This window comes from Paenibacillus sp. SAFN-117 (assembly GCF_051966115.1).
GTDB classification, from domain to species: Bacteria; Bacillota; Bacilli; order Paenibacillales; family NBRC-103111; genus Paenibacillus_L; species Paenibacillus_L residui.
The window spans coordinates 55865-81209 of sequence record NZ_JBQCLK010000030.1; the positions used below are offsets into that span (position 1 = coordinate 55865).

General features: G+C 50.5%; 22 protein-coding genes and 1 other RNA gene. 8 read left to right on the forward strand and 15 right to left on the reverse strand.

What is annotated here, in order from left to right:
* Positions 1-119: 119 nt before the first annotated feature.
* Positions 120-1019, reverse strand: coding sequence for a LysR family transcriptional regulator (locus tag ACTHRH_RS18625; RefSeq protein WP_144937772.1), 900 nt, complete (start codon positions 1017-1019; stop codon positions 120-122).
* A gap of 169 nt (positions 1020-1188) precedes the next feature.
* Between ACTHRH_RS18625 and tpx the strand changes: the two genes are divergently transcribed.
* Complete coding sequence (tpx, locus tag ACTHRH_RS18630) at positions 1189-1707, forward strand: thiol peroxidase (protein ID WP_144937660.1); 519 nt, start codon at positions 1189-1191, stop codon at positions 1705-1707.
* A gap of 97 nt (positions 1708-1804) precedes the next feature.
* Here tpx and ACTHRH_RS18635 read toward each other — a convergent pair whose 3' ends face one another.
* The 9 genes from ACTHRH_RS18635 to ACTHRH_RS18675 all read right to left on the reverse strand — a co-directional run bounded on the left by ACTHRH_RS18635 (position 1805) and on the right by ACTHRH_RS18675 (position 12058).
* Complete coding sequence (locus ACTHRH_RS18635) at positions 1805-2191, reverse strand: DUF1499 domain-containing protein (protein WP_144937657.1); 387 nt, start codon at positions 2189-2191, stop codon at positions 1805-1807.
* A gap of 205 nt (positions 2192-2396) precedes the next feature.
* Positions 2397-3326 (reverse strand): 1-phosphofructokinase, encoded by a 930-nt coding sequence (gene pfkB, locus ACTHRH_RS18640; protein WP_379288473.1) that lies wholly within the window; start codon positions 3324-3326, stop codon positions 2397-2399.
* Between the two features lie 150 nt (positions 3327-3476).
* Entirely contained in the window at positions 3477-5075 is a 1599-nt protein-coding gene (locus ACTHRH_RS18645) for a UDP-glucose--hexose-1-phosphate uridylyltransferase (RefSeq protein WP_379288475.1), read from the reverse strand.
* A gap of 95 nt (positions 5076-5170) precedes the next feature.
* Positions 5171-6157: a UDP-glucose 4-epimerase GalE gene (gene galE, locus ACTHRH_RS18650; protein ID WP_440416974.1), complete on the reverse strand. Its 987-nt coding sequence runs from the start codon at positions 6155-6157 to the stop codon at positions 5171-5173.
* Positions 6158-6294: 137 nt separating this feature from the next.
* On the reverse strand, positions 6295-7458 hold the full coding sequence (locus ACTHRH_RS18655; RefSeq protein ID WP_379288479.1) for a galactokinase: 1164 nt from the start codon (positions 7456-7458) through the stop codon (positions 6295-6297).
* Between the two features lie 4 nt (positions 7459-7462).
* Entirely contained in the window at positions 7463-8335 is an 873-nt protein-coding gene (gene fba, locus ACTHRH_RS18660; RefSeq protein WP_186328364.1) for a class II fructose-1,6-bisphosphate aldolase, read from the reverse strand.
* A 264-nt stretch (positions 8336-8599) separates the two neighbouring features.
* Complete coding sequence (locus ACTHRH_RS18665; RefSeq protein ID WP_144937639.1) at positions 8600-9373, reverse strand: DeoR/GlpR family DNA-binding transcription regulator; 774 nt, start codon at positions 9371-9373, stop codon at positions 8600-8602.
* Between the two features lie 153 nt (positions 9374-9526).
* The gene (locus ACTHRH_RS18670) at positions 9527-10519 is read right to left on the reverse strand and encodes a hydroxyacid dehydrogenase (RefSeq protein WP_440416977.1); all 993 of its coding nucleotides are present in this window, start codon (positions 10517-10519) and stop codon (positions 9527-9529) included.
* 174 nt (positions 10520-10693) lie between these two features.
* Positions 10694-12058: an extracellular solute-binding protein gene (locus tag ACTHRH_RS18675; protein ID WP_440416979.1), complete on the reverse strand. Its 1365-nt coding sequence runs from the start codon at positions 12056-12058 to the stop codon at positions 10694-10696.
* Between the two features lie 210 nt (positions 12059-12268).
* On the opposite strand from ACTHRH_RS18675, the gene ACTHRH_RS18680 reads away from it, so the two are divergent.
* Entirely contained in the window at positions 12269-13297 is a 1029-nt protein-coding gene (locus tag ACTHRH_RS18680; RefSeq protein WP_440416981.1) for a Gfo/Idh/MocA family protein, read from the forward strand.
* A 153-nt stretch (positions 13298-13450) separates the two neighbouring features.
* Positions 13451-14296, forward strand: a complete 846-nt coding sequence (locus ACTHRH_RS18685) for an AraC family transcriptional regulator (RefSeq protein WP_440416983.1) — start codon at positions 13451-13453, stop codon at positions 14294-14296.
* A gap of 533 nt (positions 14297-14829) precedes the next feature.
* Here ACTHRH_RS18685 and fsa read toward each other — a convergent pair.
* The 4 genes from fsa to ACTHRH_RS18705 form a co-directional block, all read right to left on the reverse strand.
* Complete coding sequence (fsa, locus tag ACTHRH_RS18690) at positions 14830-15486, reverse strand: fructose-6-phosphate aldolase (RefSeq protein ID WP_440416985.1); 657 nt, start codon at positions 15484-15486, stop codon at positions 14830-14832.
* Between the two features lie 101 nt (positions 15487-15587).
* Positions 15588-15770, reverse strand: a non-coding RNA gene (gene ssrS, locus ACTHRH_RS18695) — 6S RNA.
* Positions 15771-15876: 106 nt separating this feature from the next.
* Positions 15877-16788: a YesL family protein gene (locus tag ACTHRH_RS18700; protein WP_144941720.1), complete on the reverse strand. Its 912-nt coding sequence runs from the start codon at positions 16786-16788 to the stop codon at positions 15877-15879.
* A 402-nt stretch (positions 16789-17190) separates the two neighbouring features.
* Complete coding sequence (locus ACTHRH_RS18705; RefSeq protein WP_144941722.1) at positions 17191-18726, reverse strand: DEAD/DEAH box helicase; 1536 nt, start codon at positions 18724-18726, stop codon at positions 17191-17193.
* 325 nt (positions 18727-19051) lie between these two features.
* Here ACTHRH_RS18705 and ACTHRH_RS18710 point away from each other — a divergent pair, with 325 nt between their 5' ends.
* From ACTHRH_RS18710 to ACTHRH_RS18730, 5 genes are all read left to right on the forward strand, one after another.
* Entirely contained in the window at positions 19052-19591 is a 540-nt protein-coding gene (locus ACTHRH_RS18710; RefSeq protein WP_379288491.1) for a DUF4178 domain-containing protein, read from the forward strand.
* A gap of 16 nt (positions 19592-19607) precedes the next feature.
* On the forward strand, positions 19608-20351 hold the full coding sequence (locus tag ACTHRH_RS18715; protein WP_379288493.1) for a DUF4247 domain-containing protein: 744 nt from the start codon (positions 19608-19610) through the stop codon (positions 20349-20351).
* Between the two features lie 310 nt (positions 20352-20661).
* Positions 20662-21483, forward strand: coding sequence for a YitT family protein (locus ACTHRH_RS18720; protein WP_144941728.1), 822 nt, complete (start codon positions 20662-20664; stop codon positions 21481-21483).
* A gap of 175 nt (positions 21484-21658) precedes the next feature.
* On the forward strand, positions 21659-21847 hold the full coding sequence (locus ACTHRH_RS18725; protein WP_144941730.1) for a hypothetical protein: 189 nt from the start codon (positions 21659-21661) through the stop codon (positions 21845-21847).
* A gap of 331 nt (positions 21848-22178) precedes the next feature.
* Positions 22179-23345: a putative glycoside hydrolase gene (locus ACTHRH_RS18730; RefSeq protein ID WP_440416989.1), complete on the forward strand. Its 1167-nt coding sequence runs from the start codon at positions 22179-22181 to the stop codon at positions 23343-23345.
* Positions 23346-23688: 343 nt separating this feature from the next.
* Here ACTHRH_RS18730 and ACTHRH_RS18735 read toward each other — a convergent pair whose 3' ends face one another.
* The gene (locus tag ACTHRH_RS18735; RefSeq protein WP_144941734.1) at positions 23689-24261 is read right to left on the reverse strand and encodes a nitroreductase family protein; all 573 of its coding nucleotides are present in this window, start codon (positions 24259-24261) and stop codon (positions 23689-23691) included.
* Positions 24262-25345: the final 1084 nt, after the last annotated feature.

The following is a 25345-nucleotide window of genomic DNA, read 5'->3' on the forward strand; positions in this document are numbered from 1 at the left end:
AAATGGTTGGTGATCCTTCCAATTTACATAAGAGACGGCTTTTTTTTGCTTTTCAATTGGCGAAACAGGGCGGTCCCATAATCTTCAATGACTTACGGACAGCGCTGTGCTCATGTCCTTTACTGGTTCCGATCATGGCCGAAGTAGTCCAGCAAGAATTCTCGGAAGGCCTGCACGACGGGAGACAGCTTCTCGCTTTTGCGGCGGATCAGGCCGATCGTCCGGGTAACCGTCGGCTCAATGACACGAACCCTGGCCGGCTGCAGCTTGGAAGTTTCCATCAGAGCCATCTCGGGCATCAAGCTGACCCCCAGGCCGGCAGCGACCAGCCCGCGAATCGTATCCGTCTCCTCCCCCTCGAAGCCGATTTGGGGGACGAAGCCCGCCTTCTTGCAGGCTTGCAGAACGATCGTTCTAAGCGAGTAGGCATCGCTGAACATAACGAACGGTTCGTCCTTCAATTGATCCAGCCGGATCGTAGCCTCCCCCGCCAGAGGATGGGTATCCGGAAGAATTCCGAACAATTCTTCCGTCAGCAGAATTTCTCCCGATACATAGTTATGAGATTCGGGGAACGGGGAGATGAACGAAAGATCGATTTCGCCTTCGATCACATCACGAATGAGGCTGAAGAAAGTTCCCTGTCTCAGCTTGAATTTAACATCAGGGTAGTGCTGTCGGAACTTGGCTATGACGGTTGGCAGCAAGGCTATACCCAAGCTGTGCGGGAAGCCGATTCTGATCTCGCCGCGTGTAGGATCCAGAAATTCCTTGACCTCCACCACTGCCCGGTCCAGTTCGTTTAATATTTCTTCAATCCGGGACAGAAACAGCTTGCCGACCGGAGTTATTTGCAGGTTCCTCCCTTTTTGCACAAAGAGAGTGACCCCCAGCTCCTGCTCCAGCTGACGAATTTGTCTGCTTACTGCCGATTGCGCAACATGCAGCTCTTCCGATGCCTGCGTCACATGCTGCTTCTTGGCTACCTTAACAAAATAATGCAATTGTCTAAGCTCCACTTTTCCATTCCCTACCCTTTCCCCGGACCCAGCCGTTCCCGCCGTCAGCACAAGCCCGCTATTAAGCGTCTTTACATGTTCGTTATTGGACAAGTATCAATTACTCATATTATAATAGGATGAAGCAAAAGCCAAATTTTAGGTTTCCCTAAAGGAGGAATTGTTCATTATGGCTCAAGAACGCGCCAATGCCGCAACTTTGAAAGGCAATCCGATTACTCTGATCGGCAGCGAATTAAAGGTGGGAGATCAGGCTCCTGATTTCACTCTTAACCAAAGTCTTGTTGATACGGCTTCCTTGTCCGACTATGCGGGCAAAATCAAGCTGATCAGTGTCGTTCCTTCTCTGGACACCGGCGTCTGTGATGCGCAAACCCGCAGATTCAATGAAGAGGCCGGCAAATTGGGAGACAACGTCGTCATCCTTACAGTCAGCGTAGACCTGCCGATGGCTCAAGCCCGTTGGTGCGGCGCGGCCGGTGTGGATAAAGTGGTCACCTTATCCGACTATAAAACACGCTCATTTGGCGAAGCCTACGGCGTGCTGATCAAAGAGCTTCAATTATTGATGCGCTCTATCTTCGTTCTCGATGCGGACAACAAGATCCAATATGTTGAATACCTGAGTGAGATGACCGAGCATCCTAACTATGAAGCGGCTATCGAAGCCGTCAAGAAACTGGTCTGATTGCGATAAATTCCATACGAAAAGCGGGGGAAAACGAATTTTCCCCCGCTTTTCGTATACTCAGATGCCGCTGGGGTCCAGCCGGCCGGCGGCCGGCTCAAGAAATTTTATAAGCCGACAGCCTGCGATCCAACGCATTGTAAATATCGAGGATAGTCCGGTAATTGGAGCCAAGGTCCCCGAGCGACCCGCGGGAAGCGGAATAGATATCGACGGCGCTTTTAACCGGAGTGATGGCAAACAGGGTCAGGGTAATGTCCTGCCGACGTCCCGTAATCGTTTTCTTCTCGACCACGATTTCCCCGACATTAGGGACTTCATGCAGAATTTTGTACCCGTTGATTTTCTTGAGCGTACTTACGACCTCTTCCCAAAGCTTGTCTTTGGAAAGCTTGTAGTACCTTGTTTTTAACAAAGGATCTTTCGCTTTTTCTCCTGTTTGCTCGTGGCTCCGCAGCAATCCGACCAATGTTCTTTTCAACAAGTGTCCTGCCCCCCCAAAATGACAAATGTCGGTCTTCATCCGACAGTACTTTAGTCCATATTACCATTCTTTTGCTTGAAGAAAAAGAGAAAGGTGAAAACATATTCCCAAAATAAAGAGCTTTCATGAAATTTCACCCTCCTCTATAATCAATCCTCCGGTTCATCCGGCCGAAGAACGTATCTCAACCCCAGAATCCCGGAGATTACAGAAGCTCGATACTAACCTCGGCGAGCAGCCTTTGCACATCATCCAGCCGCACGTTACCGGCCTCTTCCGTCAAAGCGTTAGCCGAACCCGAGGCGGTGGCCAGACGAAGGCATTCTTCAACAGGCAGACCGCGGGCTACACCTACGGCCATGCCGGCAACGAAGGAATCTCCGCAGCCAACCGTATTAACCGCTTCAATGCGGGGAGCTTTAACGCGGTATAATTGTCCTTCCACTCCTGCCAACGAGCCGTTCTCGCCAAGTGACACAACCACACAGGCTATCCCCCGCTCCATCAGCCCTTGAACACTGTCATACAAATCACTTTCCTTCTCCAGCGGATGACCGATGATCTTGGCCACTTCGTCCTCGTTAGGCTTAATGAAATACGGCACTGCTTCGATGCCGGCAAGAAGGGCGTCCCCGCTCGTATCCAGAAAAACTTTGGCCCCGGCTGATTTCGCCGTTGCGATCAAGCGGGCATAGAAGTCCGTGGGCACCCCTGCAAGCAGACTGCCGGAGAAGCATAATATGCCGGAACGCTCCGCCAGCTCCTTCACCTTCGCTTCCATCGCTGTCTGGTCCATCTGGGCCGCAGTCGGTCCCTGCTCCAAAATTTCGGTAGATTCCCCTGAAGAACGATCAATAATATTCAAGCAAATACGGGACTCGCCTTCAATCGTGACAAAATCATGGGAGATCCCCTGCTCGGTTAGTTTCTTCTCGATGAATCGGCCATTGCTGCCGGCAATGAATCCGGTTGCAAGTGAAGATTCCCCGAGCAGATGGATGACTCTGGCTACGTTGATGCCTTTGCCTCCCGGAAGAGCATGCATTTTCGGAACTCTCGTCACTTTCCCCAATTCAAACCGGTCTACGTAATATGTTTTGTCAATCGCCGCATTGAGCGTTACTGTTGTTATCATGGTCCACCCTTCTTTGTTCAGTGCATAAGCTTCTTCGTTGCGTAGCACCTTGAGTAATCGTATTTATTTGAACTATAGCATTGCTGGTTGGCTGCACACAAAGGGGCCGTAAAGAACTTCGTCGCCCCGTCTGTGCGGCTATCGGTCGTTTTATCGGAGCACAAACCCGGCATGGAACATAAAGCTGCGAAAAGCGTCCTTGCCTGCGCTATTCCGTTTGAACACACCCGCATCCTCGAGTACCTGCATATACTTTCGGCCAACCTCCTGCCGAAGGACGGCAGCCGCTTCCGCCTCGCTCATCCGCGTTCCATGCTCTTGTGCCAGCTGCCGGATCCAAGCTTGATGCGGCTGCAGGGGATGCCCTTCCGGCCATTCTGCCACTGGAGCTTGCCCGCTAAGGATGCCGCTGATCATGCGGAGCTCCTGCTGCAAGCGTCCGGGTAGAACGGCGAGTCCCATAACCTCGATCAGCCCGATGTTCTCCTTCTTAATATGATGCAATTCCCGGTGAGGATGGAATATTCCCAGCGGATGCTCCGGAGACGTTCGATTGTTGCGGAGCACCAGATCGAATTCCCATTCCCCCTGGGCATTCCTGCGGGCGATCGGTGTGATGGTGTTATGAGGGGTAAGTGTACCGTCTTCCTCCCGGCTGAACGCAAGGATATCGGCGGATTCATCGCTGTACCCCCGCCAGACTTCCAGCAGCGTATAAGCTAAATCAGTCAACTCTCCGGAATTCGGGCCGGAAATGCGGATCACCGACATAGGCCACTTCACGATGGCCGCCCGGATGCCCGGATAGCGCGGATGTACGAATTCCTCCTCGCGCGCGGCCACCTCCATCGCGAACCGGTGACGTCCCCCTTGAAAATGATCGTGGCTGAGAATCGAACCGCCCACGATCGGCAGGTCGGCGTTGGACCCGATGAAATAATGCGGAAACTGCTCAGTAAATTCCGCCAGCCGGATAAAGGTATCCTTAGTCAGCTTCATGGGAACATGCTGTCCGCTTAAAATAATGCAGTGTTCATTGTAATAGACATAAGGAGAATATTGAAAAAACCAGGATTGGCCTGCAAGCTTCACCGGAATGATCCGGTGGTTCTGTCTGGCCGGATGATTGACCCTCCCGGCATAGCCGACATTCTCCGCACAGAGCAGACATTTCGGATACCGGCTCTGCGGCATGCTCCGTTCCAGCGCAATTTGCTTGGGGTCCTTCTCCGGTTTGGACAGGTTGATCGTTATTTCCAAATCGCCATAGTCTGTCGATGCCTGCCAATATTCATTCTGGCGGATCCGATCCATCCGGATATAATTGGAATGCTTGGAAAGGCTGTAGAACCAATGTGTCGCCGCTTCGGGCCCTTTCTGCTCCAGCAAACGGGAGAACTCCCGGGTGATCTCGGATTGCCGGGGCATCAGCAGCCCCATCATCCTGGCATCCAACAAATCCCGATAAGTCACCGTGTTATCCGACAGCAGCCCCTGCCCGGCAGCATAATCCAGGAGAGGATTCAGCAGCGGCATCGGGCTGTCTCCAGCCAGATCTTCTTCAGGAGGAAATAAAGTATCCAGGTCACCATCGCAAGGCTCCTCAATCTGCAGCAGATCGAGAAGAGCATTCGTTACAGGAATCCGATCCTCTTCTTCAATAAGCCCCTTCGCTTCCCCGAAGCGGACAAGCCGCGCCAACCATTGGGCTGCCTCCGTTTTGCTTATGTGGCCGTTGTTGTTATGCATCGATCCTGCCTTCTTTCCTCACATGATCATAAATATTGTAACTTAGCCGGTCGCATCCGGTCATAGACCGGCTTTAAGCTTGACAACGGATCCTTCTATTCCGTGAACCCATCCGGGTGCTGACGATGCCAGTTCCAGGCGGATTCTACGATCTCTTCCAGATTGTCCCTCCGCGGGCTCCAGTTCAATTCGCGCTTGGCCTTCGCCGATGAAGCTATCAGCACTGCCGGGTCTCCGGCTCTCCTCGGTTCGAGCACGGCAGGAATCGGATGCCCGGTCACTTTCCTGGCCACGTCGATCATTTCCTTGACGGAAAATCCTTTGCCGCTTCCCAAGTTATAAACCGAGCTCTCCCCGCCGCTGCGCAGTCTCTCCAAAGCGAGCAGGTGAGCATCCGCCAAATCGGATACATGCAGGTAATCCCGGATACAAGTACCGTCCTCAGTCGGATAGTCATCACCGAAGATGGATACATGCTCCCGCTTACCAAGCGGAACCTGAAGGATAAGCGGGACCAGATGAGTCTCCGGAGAATGGTCTTCCCCGATCCGGCCGCTATGATGAGCTCCTGCCGCATTGAAATAACGCAGCGCGACATATTTGATGCCATGAGCCGCGTCGAACCACTTCATCATTTTCTCCATAGAGAGCTTCGTCTCTCCATAAGTATTCGTCGGCTGTGTCGGTGCGGTCTCCTCGATCGGCACCGTCTGCGGCTCGCCGTAGGTAGCTGCCGTTGAGGAGAAGACGATCCGTCTCGTTCCGTACTTCTTCATAATTTCCAACAGGCGCTGCGTACCATAGACGTTATTGTCGTAATATTTGGCCGGATTCTGCATGCTCTCTCCAACAAGAGAGTATGCGGCGAAATGAATGACGGATTCGATGTCGTTTTCCTTGAACACCGTTTCCATGAAATCCGCATCGCGTATATCTCCCACATAAAGCTTGCCGCCCAGCAGCGCTTGCCGGTGTCCTTGACTGAGATTATCGACGACGACTACTTCTTCCTTGGCATCAATAAGTTCTGCAACCGTATGGGAGCCTATGTAGCCGGCTCCGCCCGTGACCAATACCGCCATTTGCGTATTCCCTCCGTTCTGTATACGTCATGGCACTATAACCTCTTAAGCCCGTTTACCTATACCGATGGGAGTGAGATTCCAGGTACCCTATCAGTCTGTTTGTGCCGCAACGAAATTGGTACTGTTATTCCTTATTACAGCTCGCTCACTCCATTGCCTATGTTCCCCACATAGAAGGACGCTTCCAATCCGGTGCGCTCGCGGTAAGCGGCCCCTACCCGCTCAATGAATCCGTCTACGGCATCCTCCCGGACCAGCGATACGGTGCAGCCGCCGAAGCCTGCTCCCGTCATACGGGAACCCAGCACTCCCTCTACCCTCAGAGCCTCTTCCACCATGACATCCAGCTCAAGGCAAGTGACTTCATACAGATCACGCAAGGAATTGTGGGAAGCGGTCATCAATCGGCCGAACTGCTGCAGGTCGTTCCGCTTCAGGGCATTCACGGATTTCAGCACACGGTCATTTTCTTCAATGACATGCTGCGCTCTTCTTCGAACGGCCTCGTCCCGGATCAGCGATTGAGAGGACCGGAATTGAGCCAGATCCAGCTCTCCCAGCAGCTTGAGCCCGGGATACTCCGCCCGCAGCTCTTGTACCGCCTGCTCGCACTGGCCTCTTCTCGTATTATACTCCGAATCGACCAGTCCTCTGCGCTTGTTCGTATTTCCGATAACGAGCTTATAGCCTTCACTGTCAAAAGGAACGTGCTCATATTCGAGGGTGCTGCATTTCAATAGAAGGGCGTGGTCCTCTTTCCCCATGGCTACGGTAAATTGATCCATGATCCCGCACTGCACTCCGAGAAATTCATTCTCGGATCGCTGGGCGACGAGCGCCAGCTCCACCCTGTCGATCGGATGTCCTTCCATGCTCATGAATCCGAAAGCGGTGACCAATTGAAGCGAAGCAGAAGAGGATAATCCGGCTCCATTCGGAATATCGCCGTAATAATAGACGTCATAGCCGCTGAAGGAATAACCGTTCTTCCGCAGATGAACGAGAATTCCTTTCGGATAATTGATCCAGTCCTCCTCCTGCACATATTTCGCCTGATCCAAATCAATGGTCCCGCGCACCTCGAAGTTAGCGGATGCAAGATGGATCTCCCGATCCTGCCTCGGCCGAATCAGCATTGTAGTACCGAAGGTTAGCGCTGCCGGAAAAACATAGCCTCCGTTATAATCCGTATGCTCTCCAATCAAATTCACCCGCCCGGGTGCATAAAAACAACGGATTGATTCGGAGGAATCTCCGAACAATCCGATAAATTGATCAATCAAGTCTTGGCGGTTCATTAGCTCACCGTCCCGTCAAATCTCGTGCTTTGCCAATGCAGCCGCACAGACGCATCTTTTCAATAGCCGCTTCCTTCAATGCCTTCTTGGCCGGCACCATATAGGATCTCGGATCATTCTCCTCCGGATTGGCAGCGAAAACGGCCTTAATTGCATCGGAGAATACGATTCTAAGCTCGGTAGCCACATTCATCTTGGCCATTCCCAAGGATACGCAGCGCTTGACCTGCTCCTCCGGAATGCCCGATCCGCCGTGCAGCACGAGCGGCACGTCCACTTTATCGGCAATTCGCTTGATCCGGTCGAAATCGATCTTGGGCTCCCCTTTATAAATACCGTGTGCCGTGCCGATAGCCGGGGCTAACGTCGGAACTCCGGTCAGTTCCACAAACTTGGCGCATTCGTCCGGGTCGGCCATCAGCGCTTCATGTTCGGCCACGACGATATCGTCTTCCACGCCTCCGACCTTGCCAAGCTCGGCTTCAATGTTGACGCCGGCCGCCTTGGCCACCTCGACAACCTTCAAGGTTTGTCTCACATTTTCTTCAAAAGGAAACTTGGAAGCGTCAATCATAACGGAAGTATATCCGGCGCGGATACAGCGGACGATCAAATCAAAATCGGTGCAGTGATCCAAATGCAGGGCAATCGGAACGCTGGACAGATTCGAGGCGACCGTGGCGGCCGCAGCAATATATTCGGGGCCGAGATGCTTGACGGTGCCTACCGTCGATTGAATAATTAACGGAGATTGAGTCTCCTCCGCGGCCTCTACCACCGCTTGAAGCATCTCCAGCGTATGGACGTTAAAGGCTCCTATACAGTAGCCGTTCGCTCTGGCTTCTTGAAGCATTGGAGTGGATGAAACTAATGGCATGATAAGTCCCCCTTATAGTATTAAGTGATGCAGTGCTCTTGCTCATGAAATGTTACAAGGTTTTACAGCTTTGCTATCATGCAAGCGGAATGCTATTGGCAGCTATTCGCGGATAGGAAAGACAGGTTCCGGAATTAGCCTGACGGACCAACGATCTTTCTTTTGTGACAATTTGCTTTCGTTTACTTTCATTTATATTGTACTGCAATTCAGGCGGAGTGACAATGATTTTTTGTCCGCGCGCCATGTCTGGAGCCTGTTTCTCTATACGAGGATAAGCTCGATGCCGAGGTCCTCGATCCGCCGAGCATCCTCATCGGACAACTGCTTGTCGGTAATTACCGTGTGCACAACATCCAACGGCGCGATGTGGGAGAACATCACCTTGCCGAACTTGCTGCGGTCAGCCACCACAATGACTTGCTTAGCAATAGCAATCATCTGCCGGTTCACGCTTGCCTCCAACAGATTCGGAGTCGTCAGCCCTTCCGCGAAGTCGAACCCGTCCACCCCCATGAACAGCTTGTCGACGTTCAGCTTGGCCAGCGACTGTTCGGCTATCGGACCGACCATCGCAAACGATTTGGCCCGCAGCTTGCCGCCGGTCAGAATTACGTCCCATCCGGGAGGACTTCCGAGCTGCAGGGCGATGTTGACCGCATTGGTCACGACCGTTAAATCGGTCTTCCCCGTCAGCTTGCGGGAAAGCAGCATATTCGTGGTCCCCGGTGTCAACAGAACCGATTCCTCATCCCCGACGAGCTTCGCTGCCGCTTCGGCAATCCGTTCCTTCTCCGCCGCGTAAGCCCCCGCCTTCTCGGAGAAGGATAGCTCGCGGGCCGTTTCCGGAAAAGCCGACTTCAAGGCCATGGCTCCTCCATGGGTTCGCACGAGCAGCTCCTTCTCCTCCAGCCTCTCCAAATCTCTTCTGACCGTTACCGGGGAAACCCCCAGCGCTTTGCTCACCTGGGCTACCGTCACCTTCCCTTGGCGGTTGACCATCTCGACTATTTTAATTTGCCGTTCTTCCGCAAACATCCGTTACCTCCTGATCCAATTCCAGCCTTAAATGATCGTTTGTGATTATTACTATTCGTTTGTGATCTTTTTTTCTACTTCCCATTATAACGTATTCAAAAAATAAAGACAGGTATATTAAAGAAATTTTTAATATACCTGCCCCAATTTATTTTAAGCAATCGTATGGAGTTTCTGCAGATTCACTTCGCCATCCATCGGCTCCCGGTTGAGGAAACGGCGGATTTCGTCAACGGAATATTGTCCCATTCTTTGCTTTCCGTTATTGACCGCTCCGGCAATATGAGGAATCAGAATGACATTCGGCAGACGCCGGAACGGATGGTCCTGCCGGGGAGGCTCCGGATCGGTCACGTCGATGCAGGCTGTAAACCTGCCCTTCTCCAGCTCCTCCGCAAGAGCATCCTCATCAATCAGACTGCCGCGGGAAGTATTGATCAGTACCGCATCATCTTTCATCAGAGCCAGCGTTTCCCGGTTAAACATCTTATCCGTCTCGGGAATTGAAGGGGCATGGATCGAAACGACATCGGAACGAACCAGCAAATCCTCCAGACTGACTTTCGTCGTTCCCATCGCTTCCGCCTCCTCCTGGCTTACGAATGGATCATACAGAAGGATGTCGACATGGAAATTTCTCATCAGCTGGATATAATGGCGGCCCGCCCGGCCTGCTCCCACGACTCCTATCGTTACCCCGTAGAGCTCGCGGATTTTATCCTTATCTTTGTTCCATTCGCCTTCCCTGGTATTTCTGGCAAGCTGCCACATGTTCTTAAGCGAGGTAATCGTTAATCCCAACGCGGTCTCCGCTACACCGATCCCAAGCGCCCCATTGGCGCTGCTTACCCTTATGCCCTTGGCCGCCATTTCGGGACTGACAATCCCTTTAACGGTTCCCGCTGCGTGCATCACAAGCTTCAAATCGGGCGCGTAAGCAAGAATCTCCTCGTTTATTCGCGGACTGCCCCAAGTTGTAATAACGATATCCGCCCCTTTAATCCATTCCTTCGCCTCTTCCGGAGTCGGACTGTGCTTGTCTTGGCTTTCCCTCAACGTTCCCAGCTGACGAAGCTGGTCCAAATGATTTGGCGTAAAAATCCCGCTCAACACTTGACTACCCGCCAGCATTACTATTTGGCTCATCTGCTCTAGCTCCTTCTTTGGCTTAATGTATCACCTGGGTCATATTTGACCTATATCTATCACAACCTCATCATAATGTAGACTAGAAACGAATGTCAATCCCGTATGGAAATAAATCAAAATATTCATTTTCTCCACTAGTGTATATCTAATGCATTTTCTGCTCTCAAGCCGCTAACCACTCAGGCATCGCTCCAGACTCTCGCACAGCTGCTGTTCGTCGCATAACCCCGACCAATACATTTTGGCCTGCTGAGTCATCCTCACAATGTCATCGTTGGACAATCCAAGCTCATCATAGAAGCTGAAGGTCGGCGCTACCTCCCGATACAGATGAAATCTCTGCGGCCGGTAATGGGAATCGGGGCCGGTCCATTCGGCTGCCGGCTTCAGGGCGGGAATGCTTAATGTGTTCTTCCGCACAGCCAATTGCGCAGGGTATGAGGTCAAGAAATCGATCAGCTTGCGGGCGGCCTCCTTGCGGGAAGAATTCCTATTCACAATCAACCCGATGACAAGCAGCAAGGTTTTGCCGTTGCGAAGGTGAGGGAGAGGGGCAATGTCCCAATCCCCCTTCATCGTTCTGAGCCTATTCATGGCGAAATAACTGGTCAAAATCATCGAAGCTTTGCCCTGCCGGAACAATTCCTCAGCATCGGACTCCTGGTCGAACATAGGCATAGTCCGCTGATTGACAATCAGGTCGCGGCAAACCTTAAATCCCTCCATCCAATCGGTGCCGCAGATTATCGGCCGACCGTCCGGTTCCTTACGCAGCGAGCCTCCGCTTTGCAGCAAGAAGACCGGCCACCGATTGCGGGATTGCAAATGAAAATAAAACCCCAGCCTTTCGTTCGGCCGAGTCAATTGGGAAGCGACCTGCGACAAATCCTGCCAGGACCAGCCGCTGTCCGGCTCAAGCAGCCCGTTCGCCCGGATATGCTCCCGGTTATAGCACAGGACCAGTGGAGAGAACAGAAACGGCTTCGCCATGAGTAAACCGTCTGCCGTAAAAGCATGGGTTACGTAAGGATACATGTAGGGATCGGGGGTCTGCTCCTCCAGCCAATCCCTTTCCTTCCCATCCAGGATCGATTGATAGGTCGGATAATTGACGGTTGCTGCATCCAGCAAGCCTGCCTCCAGGTATTCCTTGATTCCGACATCGCCCGCAATGGGAACGGCCTGCACCCGGATTTGCGGATATTGCTCCTGAAACAAGGTCAAGAGGTGATGAAGATCAGCTTCATAAGCCATCGATTTATAATAGCCAAACCTAACCGTTAATGTCCCGCTATCGTCGGGCCGAGTCACCCGGTTGCCCACTTTGGGCACCTTTACGATCAGCCCTTCCCGAACTAAGACCTCCAGCCCTTTACGAACGGACCGGTTGCTTAGATGGAACTGCTCACCGAGCGATTTCTCGGAAGGCAAATAATCTCCGGTCTGCAGCTTGGAGGTAAGAATATCTTCTTTTAATCGGTTTACCATTTCATCCAGCCGAAGATGAAAGGTTTTACGGCTTGGTTTATCTGCCATGAGTTCTGTTCACCATCCACTTCAAAGATCCGGGAAATAACTGAATCCTTCACTTGACTTCAACATTACATCAACAGGCCAACGATAGTCAAAAGAATGGTCATTCCGGTTAACGAGAATCAAGTAAAGGCCATTCGGATGTGCTAGGCTATCCCTAGGAATCAGATCCTTCACAGGATGCCAAATGACTTATTGAAGAGGTGAATGGGCATGAGAAAGCTAAGATTTGCCATCGTGGGCGCAGGAGTGATCGCTCCCTTCCACGCCAAGGCGATAACGTCCAACCCGCAAGCCGAGCTGGTAGCCATTGCTGATGTAGAGAAGCCCAAAGCAAAGAAGCTCGCTGAGGAATTTTCCGTTAAAGACATTTATACCGATTACGAAATCATGCTGCAGAGAGAAGATATCGATGCGGTTTCCATCTGCGTTCCCAGCGGACTGCATGCGGAGGTTGCCATCGCTGCCGCCGAAGCAGGCAAGCATATATTTTGCGAGAAGCCGCTTGATATTACCGTTGACAAAATGGATCGGATGATCCGCACGGCAAGGGAGCGCCAGGTCAAGCTCGGGGTTGTCTATCAGCGGCGCACCTTTCCCGCTGCCATCGCAACCCGCAAGGCGATTCAGGAAGGCAAGCTGGGCAAGCTGGTGCTGGGCGATGCCTACCTGAAATATTACCGCAGTCCGGAATATTACCGGAGCGCCGGCTGGCGGGGTACTTGGGAGCTGGACGGAGGAGGAGCCTTGATGAATCAGGGAGTTCACGGAGTGGATTTGATTCAATGGATGGTCGGGGACGTCGAGTCGGTCTTCGCCTATTCCGCGCCGCTCGTTCGCTCGATTGAGGTCGAGGATACGGCTGTTGCCGCCATCAAGTATAAAAATGGCGCCTTCGGGGTTATTCAAGGAACGACCTCCGTTTATCCCGGAATGGAAACACGCTTCGAGATCCATGGAGAGAACGGAACGATCATCTTCGGAGACAGCGGGATCAAGCAATGGAGCTTCGCCGACTCCCAGGAGGAAGCCCCGCAGGTAGAAGGAACTTTGGCCGCCAGCAGCAGTGCCACGAATATTTCTAACGACGGCCATTTCGTACTGGTCGATGATCTGATTCAAGCGATCCGGGAGGACCGCGACCCGATGATTACCGGGGAAGAAGCGAGCAAAGCCGTCAAGCTCATTCTGGCCATTTACGAATCAGCCCGCACAGGTCGGGAAATCAAACTCGATTATTGATTATGCTCGCAGCAGGAGCTCCATGATGGCCCCCTTCCGATGAATTTGTAGTATAATAAGTCCCAAACGGGATAGATTTCGCGGCGGAAATTCAGGCAAGATTTGTTCATCGCTGCCGTCTTAAGGAATCTGCCATTCATCGGGAGGATCCATATGTCCAGCGCTTCTTATCCATACCCGCTCCTTAACGGATTTGTCTATCGAAACAACAGGCCGATCATTCGGCCTTCTTTCCATTCCCACAGCCAATATGAAATTTATTATTTTCACAGCGGCCGCTGCAGCTATATGTTGGGAGATCAGGTCATCGACCTGGTTCCGGGCGATTTTATACTGATGAACGGAATGACGCCGCATTGTCCCAAAATAGACCCGAGTGAAGAATACGTAAGGAGCAATCTATCATTTGATCCTTTCTTCATAAATATACTGGAGGAGAAACCGCGTAATCTGGAGCTGCTGAAGCCGTTTCAAATTTTGAGAAACCATCATCTTCGTCTGAACGGTCACCTCAAGTCCGCAATGGAAGAGCTTCTGCAGCGCCTTCACTGCCATTACGGCCGAACCGATTTATTCTCCTATCACCGGCTGAGACTGACCTTTATCGAGCTTCTTCTGTTCATTTATGAAATGTGTCAGGAGGAAATGAACAAGCGTATGGAGGCGCCGCAGGAGAAAGAAAAGATCGTGCAGAGCATTCTCGCCTTCATTGAAAGCCGTTACACAGATAATATTCATCTGGATCAACTGGGAGATGCACTGCATCTCAATAAGTATTATTTGGCCAAGCTGTTCCGCGAGGTGACCGGACAGACGATCTTTACCTATCTGTATCAGAGGAGAATCAACCAAGCGAAAATGCTGTTCATGCTGGATCGCAACCAATCGGTCACAGAGGTCGGATACCTCGTCGGGTTCAAGCATCCAGCTCATTTCAGCCGTCTCTTCAAACAGCAGGTGGGCATGACCCCCGATCAATATCGCAAAAAAATTAAATAACCGGTTGTTGAAACTATAATCCGATTTTGACCGAACGTCCATGACCTTCACACCTTTCAGCGGCTCAAACACGAGCAAGGACGTCGCAAAAGACGAGCAAAAGTGCATTAAAATCCCGTCTTTTTCCAACAAGAGAGCGAAAGACGCTCAAATGTGCAGGTCTTTTTGCCAAAAAGGAGCCGTTTCGCAAAAATCGCTCCAAAGACCTGCACAATTGCTCTAGAATCAGGCATGACGCGGTTTTTTCGGGAAAAGACCTGCATTTTTGCTTTAGAATGAAGCATCGGGATGCTTTTTCCAAAAAAACCTGCACAATTGCTTTACAATTTGAAGCATCGCACGGCTTTTTCGCATGAAAACGAGAACCTCCCAGTGTACATACGAAAAAGGACCTCCCAGTGTGAACACAAAAAAGGACCTCACATTCCACAGCAAAGGTGGATGATGAGGTCCTTTTTTCTCGATGAAACCGGGCGCCGAGCGGGCTGAAATTCGCTAACCGATTTCGGCCACAGCCCCTAGCCGTTTTCGCTTTAGAAAGTACCGAGGTTTGCCTTCTCCCAATCCTCGGAAAATTTCGTAATCCCCGCATCTGTCAACGGATGCTTGATCATGGATTGGATGACTTTATACGGCATAGTTGCAATATGAGCACCGACCAGGGCCGCTTCGATCACGTGAGCGGAATGGCGGACGCTCGCAGAAATGATTTCCGTTTCGATTTGGTGTGTCTTGAAGATGCTGCTGACTTCCTCGATCAGATTCATCCCGATCATGTTGATGTCATCCAGCCGGCCGATGAACGGGGATACGTAAGTAGCACCTGCTCTAGCAGCCAGAAGCGCTTGGGTGGACGAGAATATCAGCGTCACATTCGTCTTGATTCCCAATTCGCTGAAACGGCGGGTAGCCTTCAAGCCTTCCTCACACATTGGAACCTTGACCACTATTCCCGGCCCGATCTCAACGAGCTTCTTGCCCTGCTCCACCATCTCATCCGCATTCAGGCTGATAACCTCTGCACTGATCGGAAGGTCGCCGACTATCGATACCATTTCTTTAATCGTTTCAAAAATATCTCTTCCTTCTTTGGCAATCAGGGAAGGATTCGTCGTAATTCCGGAAAGAACACCCAGCTCATAGGCTTGTCTTACTTCTTCCACGTTGGCTGTGTCGATAAAAATTTTCAAACAAAAAACCTCCTAAATAAGAATATAAACCCCACGAGGGGCTTATTAGACAGACTACTATGTATCATACAGGCAATCTTTAATTCCTGTCGGATTCTAAATTAAGACCCGCAAATGCCGTCCGATTTTCTTGTTTCGAAACCCGCTCTCAGCAGGTGGGTGTCCGCAGCAGTACTTTTGAAGTCCCCTTTAGAGGGCATGACAGCCGTACGGCAATGTTGGACTCCCTAGAAACATACATTGGTTCAAAACAACGTAAATCGTAACGCACATCGCAGGAGGTTTGAAACTGTATTATTCATTATAAAGATTGAAGGGCAAAAAGTAAACCTCGCAAGCTCCGATTGGGCAGGGGCCCATATAGGACCCGCTTATCGGATGGATTGTCCATTAGTCTTTCTTATCGGACCGGATTTCATTCGCAGAATCGTCTTTATGCGGCGGCTCCTCGTCGGACGAAGAGCTCTGTCCTGCTTGATCACGACTGTGATCTTCCATTCTATCTGCATTCGCAGTCTCAGACTGTTCGTGTTCCTTGTCCTGATTCTCGCGCTCTTTCTCCTCCTGCTCTTCCTGCTCCCGCTCGGCTTGGAGCTGCTCCAGCTTCTCACGCTGCTCCTGAAGCTTCAGGAAACCACGATGAAAATGCCAGAAGGTGACAATGGCAATCAGACTTCCCATAAAGAAAGGAATCAGAAACGTATATCTGAAGCTGATCATTACGATAGCCACGTTGGACACGATGATGATTAACGAAGCGATAGGCCGGCCAATCGTAATCAGGAAGCTGTTCTTAAGAATTTGCCAAAATTTCATATGAAAATGAACCATGATGGACAGATAATTAAAGAAGGAAGCAACAAGTATAAAGAATAATGTAATAAACAGATAAGATAAAAGGCTCAGCGTTCCTTCCTGGGACCCATAGAACTGATAGTTAACATACAGGACTCCAGTTAGAATCAGATAGGCAATTCCACCCAGCATGCTCTGTAAATAATTTTCCTTGTAGCCCCGAAAAAACGTTTTCAATAATGGCACATCGACGTCACCGGTTACCCACTTGCGTGCAACTGTAAATGCGGCGGCCGTAGCGGGGACAACAGTAAAGGGAGATACGATTCCGATAAGAAACAGCCCTTGTTTGAACAAATCGACTGTGTTCTCCGGATTGAGAAATACTACTAGCATGAGATAGAAGAAAGGCAATGAGCATAGCACCCATAGAAGATTGGTGACGGATAACCTCATTATCCATTCGGAGATGCGGTAAAAGCCCCCCATTAGTCCGCGGAATTCCAAACCAGTTTCCTCCTTCGATTGAGTCTGACTATTCGCATTCGTCTATTATAGCCTATTTCCATATAAATCGGTAGGGGGAAGCTCTCGCCGGCATGTTCAAACACTGCAATTTCACGTCACGGGACCGCTGATCAATCGCCCAAGGGTAAACGGCTATCGCCGTCCTTTGGACAGGCACGTTTCCAAGAAAATCATGCTGATCAATTATGAGAGTATCCCCTTGAAATTAGTCTGGAAGGATAATTCGCCGATAACGGACTAAACGGTCCGCCCTGGGCTTTATAAACGAATCTTGTAGATTATGCACCCCAACAAAAATCTCTTGCAACCGACCGATTACGAGATCTGCGGCGCAAGAGATTTTTATCTAAGATGTTAATTCATGCCGTAACTGCCAGACGATTAATGGTTGCGCGTATAGGAGTCGCGGTCGCGTCCGTAGCTGTTGCCGGAACGGGAACCGCCGTCCCGCCGATTATCTCCGTCCCTGCGGGAATAACGCGAACCTCCTCCGTATCCTCCACCACCGCCCTGACGGTCTCCCCGGCGGAAGTTGGATTTGAAGTTGCCGCTTGGTCTTCTACCCGAGCTTCGAACATCCGGCCGGCGCTTCTTCGCGCGGATTGGCTCCTCGGGAGTTAACTCGATGCTAACCTCTCTAGCTTCTCCTGTAATCAGCTTCATTGCGGCAGCCAGCAGGTTGACCGAATCATACTGCTCGAGCAATTGAATGGCAACGCCCTTGTATTGCTGGGCCCCATCGTTATTGATGATCTCGATCAGACGTTCCGCGGTCAGCCGTTGTTTGCCCTCAATAGCCTCCGCCAGCGACGGCAGCGGCTTCCGTGCGATCCGGTGGCGGGTTACCCGCTCGATGAAATGCAGATGGTCAATCTCCCTAGGGGTCACGAACGTCCAAGCCGTTCCTTCCTTGCCTGCGCGGCCGGTACGACCGATTCTGTGGACGTAGCTTTCCGGATCCTGCGGCAGGTCAAAGTTGACTACGTGCGATACCCCTGACACATCGAGACCACGGGCCGCCACATCGGTAGCCACCAGCACGTCAATGCTTCCGTCTCTGAACTTGCGCATAACCGTGTCCCGCTGATTCTGCGACAGGTCCCCGTGCAGCCCTTCCGCCGAATATCCGCGCTTCTGCAGAGCTTCCGACAGCTCATCGACACGCCGCTTCGTTCTTCCGAATATAATGGCCAGATCCGGAGCCTCCATATCGATCAGACGGCATAGAGCCTCGAATTTCTGTTTTTCATGTACTTCAATATAGGACTGCTGAATTAGGGGAGCGCTGACTTGTTTCGGAATGACGGAAACATGCTGCGGATTGTTCAAGAACTGCTGGGCCAACTTCTGAATGTTGGGAGGCATGGTGGCCGAGAACAGCATCGTATGCCGCTCGTCGGGGACAAGGCTCAGAATGGATTGGATGTCATCCATAAAGCCCATATCGAGCATCTCATCCGCTTCGTCGAGTACAACCGTGCGTACATCCTCCAGCTTAATCGTCTTCCGGTTAATATGATCCAGCAGACGTCCGGGAGTCCCGATTATGATCTGCGGCCGCTTCTTCAGGGCACGAATCTGCTTGACGATATCCTGTCCACCATAGATCGGCAGGGAACGGATGCCTTTGAACCGTCCGAGCTTCTCGATCTCCTCGGCTACCTGGATAGCCAGCTCCCGGGTAGGACACATAACAAGCGCTACAATTTTATCTTCCGACGGCTGAATTTTATGAATTAACGGTACGCTGAACGCAGCGGTTTTACCGGTTCCGGTTTGTGCCTGTCCGATCAGGTCCAATCCTTGCATGGCAAGCGGAATCGTTTTTGCCTGAATCGGGGTCGCTTCTTCAAATCCCATTTCAGTAATTGCTTTTAAAACTTTTGGCTCCAGGCCAAATTCTTGGAAGTTTTTCAAATGTTTCAGTCTCCTTTTTCTATTGGGCAAAAGTCACCCTGTCTTCTTCCCTTAAGTGCGACGGTGCGACATTTTCTATTTTATATATCGTCCTTTATTACAAAGGTGAAAACTTATCGACAAACAAAAAAGCATTTTCCACGGGTACCGGGAAAACACCGCCGAACAGCCGTACTTAAGAACAATAATAGAAAGTATATCATAACCCGTCTATCATTGACCAGTTCCGTTGTTCTTAATTTCCCTTTTTTTCCGTGCGAAACCACAAATACCGCTAACACGTATATAGCTGTATGTAGATCAAGACGGAGGAGCGTTGAATTTCATGTCCATATTCAAAAGGATCGGCTCGATTCTGAAAAGTCACAAAGAAGAACCTTCTTCCCATACCGAACTGCATAATCCCTATGAAGAAGCTTCTGTAGGGGACATTGTCACTGTAGAGCTCGAGCAGTACGTAATCAGCGGCAAGGTCGAATATTACGACCCGGGGCATCCTCCCCACCGCTATGCCTATTATTTACAGAACGGACGCCAAATATGCTGCCTGCTTATCGAAAAAGGCCGGACTTACGAATGCTTCCTCACTCAATTTCTCGAAGGGGCTCTGGACGATCCGAACGACGTCCCTACCCTGCTCGATGTGGACGGGGAAATTCAATACGAGTTGGAGCATTACCGCAAGGACATTACCCGCACAGCGGGAAATACGGATTTCCGCAACGGGGACGAAATGATGATTTGGCGATATTTTTCAACCCGGGACCGCTACTTTTTCCTGCAATGGCAGGATGGGAAATTCGTTGCTCTACAAGGTGAGAGAATCCCTTCCGCAGACGTAAAATTTATGAGATCAGCCCAATAATGAGGAGGTGTTCGGCATGAAGCGTTGGGTATCCATCGTCGCGGCTTTTCTTGTGCTTGCTCTTGTGGTTGGATGTTCCAATGCCGGAAGCTACGTCAAGGAACACTATCCATTAACCGAGGTTATAGGAAAAGGAAAGGATACGTCCCGAATTTACTTTGCCGAAGGCCAGGACGTTCCTGCTGTTGCGGCCCTGCTGGCCAAACAGGAGAAGCCTAAGGAAATCAGCGAAGAAAATCCGGAGCACATGTTCCTGGTTTACAGCAACAAGCTGATTCATCTGCAGCAAGACCCGGAGAATGAAGAAAACACTCTGATCGAGATCAGTACGGCGGAATATGTCAAAAAGCACTACGATTCTTCCTTCCTGGAAGGTTTTCTGACCGGCGCGATATTGAATTCTTTATTCGGAGGCTGGGATAGTTCGTGGGGCGGATCCGGGAAGGTTCAGGGGGACTCGACAACGGTTCCTTCCAAATCAACAGGGGATAAATCGACTTCCTCCGGAACCAGCCCGCCCAAAGCGAAGGATAGCCCGACGACTTCCGACCGCACGGGAAGCTTCAGCAGTAAAAACGCCAAAGACGACAAGAACAAGGCCAATTCCATAGAACCTGCTCCAACTTCCAAGCCAAAAAGCACCGGAACCTTCTCGTCGAAATCTTCATCCAGGAAGAATGACGGTTCCACTCCGACTTACAAGAAACCGAGCAAACCGAAGACCAGTAAACGTAAAGGCTCTTTTTCCAGACGAAGGTAGGGGAAAATTCCCCCGTTCTGCAAAAATTGACACAGTCTGGCTTTCAGGGACAAACCAGAGACCTTGGTCGGTTTAGAAGGAGCTTCGGTAACGTGCTCAGTTGACTGTATTCAGTAAACAAGTGACAGAAAATATTCCATGTAACAAGTGCGTCTATGTACGTCAGAGCCGGCATCCTATAAGCATCTTCTCTCAGGAGGGGATGCTTTTTGCCGCGAATAAATTTCTGACAGCTTTTTTTACCATAGGAAAAAGGATACACTACTGTTGTAATCCGAAAAATTAACAATCTCTGTAAGGAGGAAGCCCGTTGAGAAGATATGCCGGGGAGATATTCTACATATTGCTGGGGGCGGGTATTCTGGCTGCCAGCTTCAACCTGCTGCTGATCCCACACCAGCTGCTTAGCGGCGGACTGTCGGGAGTCGCCATGCTGATCGGCTATTTTACCGATTGGAATATCGGCCTCATTTATTTTATCGGAAACCTTCCATTGATTATATGGGGGCTTATTACGATTGGCCGCCGGTTTATTCTGCTAAGCGTCATCTCAGTCATTGCCACCACCTGGCTAATGCAAATCATTCCGGTGATGGCGGTAACAAGCGAGCCCATCCTCGGCGCCGTATTCGGCGGAGTACTCTTCGGGATTGCGACCGGACTTTCTCTTAGAGCGGGAGGATCAACCGGCGGCTTCGATATTATCGGCTCCATCGTTACCCGCAAGCGGGATTTCCCTCTGGGTACCTTCCTGTTTACCGTTAACGGATTGGTTATACTTGCTCTCGGTTATTTCAAAAACAATTGGGACCTTGCCCTGTACTCGATGCTATCCATCTATTTGACCTCCAAGCTGATTGATACTATCCATATCCGGCACGTCAAGGTAACGGTCTTCATCATTACCCGCAATGAGCAAAGCCTGATCGATGAACTGGTCAAGCTCCCCCGGGGCGTCACCGTGATCCGAACGGAAGGAGCCTTCACACAAACTTCCCAAACGATGCTGATGACGGTCACCACCCGATACGAGCTCGCCGAGTTAAAGAAAATCATCTTCCAGACCGATCCCAAGGCATGGGTGAATATTGTGGAAACGACAGGCATCTGGGGTGATTTTCGCCGGCTTTGATTTTCACAGATAGATGGGGGCGTTATAGCCTGGGGTGATTTGGCAATGCAAGTGAAGTTTCGTTATGTTATAATATAACTGTGTAATTTCATAGCCTTCTGGTGTTATCCGTCTTTCCGCTTCATTCCACTATCTTTTCCTGATCGACCTAATACGATTGGAAGGGTGATGATGTATGGAAACAGTTAAGCTATCCAGGATTGTTATGAAATGGACGCCGGAGCTATATCCGTCCTTAAAGCAAGCGGAACTTGATTCCCAGATCGTTCTGGCGAACGGTATGGACGCTTTGGAATATAACGATGCTTTGGAGATCATCCAATACAGCATCTCCGAACATCAGAAAGACGCCCCTCTTCATTGAAGGGCGTCTTTCTTTTTAATTATTTCATATATTTAAACTGTGGTCGGTATGACTATTTTACTATCCCGTTGATGATAGCTATCCGGTTTCTAACGGAAGTCCATCTGCAATACAGCGGCGGGGATTGATTCTGATCACTTTTCCAACCTGTCTTCATTAATTTGTCCTCCGAAGTACTTTAGGCTCTTTAATGGAGTCCCTCCTTCCCTTATAATGGATTTATTGCTCTATTCTGTGACGAAAGGTTGAAGAAGGTTTTTTTCGAGAAACAAGAAGATTCGTCTTACGGACAGCAAGAGTAAAAACAACGATGAATTGGGAGAGAGTTATTATGGAAATGATTTTGGCCGCCATGCTGATGCTGTGGGGCAACATCTCTTCGGCCAATCCCGATGTGACGCTGGATCAGCTGGTGCAGGCATCCATGCAGGTACCCGCTCACGGGGAGGAATTCGATCCGCTCCGGCCGGTCTTCAAGAAAGATCCCCAGCCCGATACCCCTACGATCAGAGGAATTTATGTGACTGCGCACAGCGCCGGCGGGTCTCGACTGAATACGCTGCTTGAACTGGTAGACCAAACCGATCTAAACGCCATGGTCATCGACGTCAAGGATGATTGGGGAAACATTACTTACGATACCGGAAACTCGAAGCTGGAAGCTTACGACACTACATACAAGATCATTCCCGACATCCAGAAGCTGATGAATACTTTGAATGAGCATGAGGTTTATCCGATCGCCCGGATTGTCGTATTCAAGGATACCATTCTAGCCAATAAACGGCCGGAGCTTTCCTTTCTTAATCCGGACGGAAGCTTGTGGGCTAACGGCAAAAAACCTCCGGAAAGCTTCGTTAATCCGTATTCCAAGGAAGTCTGGGACTATAATATAGAAGTTGCCAAAGAAGCGGCCAAAGCCGGATTCAAGGAAATTCAATTCGATTATGTCCGGTTTCCGGAAGGCTTTGAAAAAAGAGACAGTATCCTCCAATACGAGCAGGACGAACGCAGCCGGGTCGAAGCCGTTGCCGGATTCGTCAAATATGCGAGAGAGCAGTTAAATCCGCTCGGGGTCCGTGTCTCGGTGGACATCTTCGGCTACGCCGCCTCGGTTCCCGCCGCTGACGGAATCGGTCAGGACTTTGAGAAAATATCGCAAAACGTCGACGTCATAAGCGCAATGGTTTACCCGAGCCACTATACCACCGGCTGGTTCGGCGCGAAGGTTCCGGATGCCGAGCCGTATACAACGATCAGCGGTTCGAGCGTCGATACGCACAAGAAGCTGGAGCCTCTTGGCCCCCTTAAGCCGATCGTCCGGCCATGGATTCAAGATTTCACAGCCACTTGGATTCCGGGGCATATTAAATACGGCAAGAAAGAAATCGAGGAGCAAATCCGCGCCTTGCATGATAACGGCATTGAAGAGTTCCTGTTATGGAACGCGAGCAACAAGTATACTCCCGGGGTCAATTACATCAATCCTTCGCCGTAACCGTCGGTGTTGTCCGGGAACTTCATAAAAAAAAGCCGGCAGCCCGTTTGGCTGTCAGCTTTTTTCTTTATTTCGGCCACCCCATCCGTTCTGTCTTAGCCGATCATAAGATCTGCGTGGATAATCATCTACTCGAACCAGGGTGATTTTCATTCGCTGTCTCGGTCTCATATTCGTACCAGACCATTATTTCTTTTAGCCATCCCGATCCCTTACTCGTACCAGACAATCATTTCTCTTAAGCCATGTCGATCCCTTACTCGTACCAGACCATCATTTCTCTTGGCCATCCCGATCCCTTACTCGTACCAGACCATTATTTCTCTTAAGCCATCCCGATCCCTTACTCGTACCAGATCGTTCTCTGGGCAAATGATGTTTTCGCAGGCGCCGGGGGCTGACCGTTCTCGGGATATCCCAAATAAATTAAACCGGCCACCTCCTCATGCTCCTCCAAGCCAAACGCCTGCTTCATTCTCGGATGATACATCGGGTCTCCCGAACGCCAAATAGCTCCAAGCCCGAGCGAATGAGCGGTTAACAGCATATTTTGCACCGCTGCATGAACGGCGGCCATTTCCTCAATCCAGTGGACCTTGGGCATGGAAGTTGGCGATGCGGCTACCGCAATGATGACCGGAGCGCGAAACGCCTTGTCCCAATGCTTGCGCAGCTGCTCCTCGCTTACCGGAGTACCGGCCGCTTCCGCTTCCTCTCTGGCGATCTCTTTATAGGCGCCGGCCAACCGGTTGCGCCCCTCCCCCGTCATGACAAAAAAACGCCAAGGCTCCGTTTTATAATGATTAGGCGCCCATACCGCCGCCTCCAACAGCTTTTCGATCAGTGACTTATCCACCGGATCAGGCTTAACTCTGCCGATGCTTCTTCTTCCTTTAATCGCTTCCTCTATTCGCATAGTATGGCATCCTCTCCAGAAAAATGTAATTAGCCCTTTCGATAATCAACAGTACTATCGCTTACCGAAGGATTAGTTAATGTAAATTGGTAAAACTTGGATCCATTTTTGATAATGATTATCATTATTACCATTATAAGAGAGCTTTGAGGATATATCAATCCTGCTCCCCCATCGTTTTCTCGGTATGTTACGGCACTATATAGGCTGGTCGTCCAAGTCCATTGATGATGTTGAGCGGCTGCGCAGGTGGGGTTAATGCTGGGCGTAAGGCTTCGTTGTCTTAGTGCTGCAACTTGTCCTCCCAGTCGGGCACGGTTCATGGATTTCAATATTACCTGGTGGAGGGGCTCGGTTTTACGTGAAATCCGCAGGCCTTTTTGGGGAAATCTGGAGTGCGATGCCCTATTCTAGAGCGATTGTGCAGGTCTTTTCGGAAAAGGCGCGTCTCGCCCTGATCTAGAGCAATTGTGCACGTCTTTTTCGGTAAAAGCGGCGCCATGCCCTAATCTAGAGCGATTGTGCAGGTCTTTTTCGGTAAAAGTGGCTTCACGCCCTATTCTAGAGCGATTGTGCACGTCTTTTCCTGAAAAAGTGGGCGAGTGCCCTATTCTAGAGCGATTGTGCAGGTCTTCGGAGCGATTTCGGCGAAATCGCTCCATTTTATCAAAAAGAAATGCACTTTTGATCGTCTTTCGCTCTTTTTTGGAAAAAGGGCCGGATTTTAATGTACTTTTGCTCGTCTTTGAGCTATGCTTCCTTACCGCTCGAGCTTTCCCAACCTATGAGCAACCTTCCCTGCTTTAATCGTTCATGAGTCTCGTTTCCATTTCAACTTTTACTTATCTCGCCTACGAGCCATTCACCTTTTCACCACTTTAACCTTTCTCGCCCATAGGCCATCTTTTCCACTTTAATTTTACACGTTCATGAGTCCCGTTTCCTTTTCCACTTTATTTTTACTCGCTCATGAGCCACACTACCCTTTTCCCGCTTTAACTTTTTCCACCTATGAGCAACCTTCCCTGCTTTAATCGTTCATGAGTCTCGTTTCCATTTCAACTTTTACTTATCTCGCCTACGA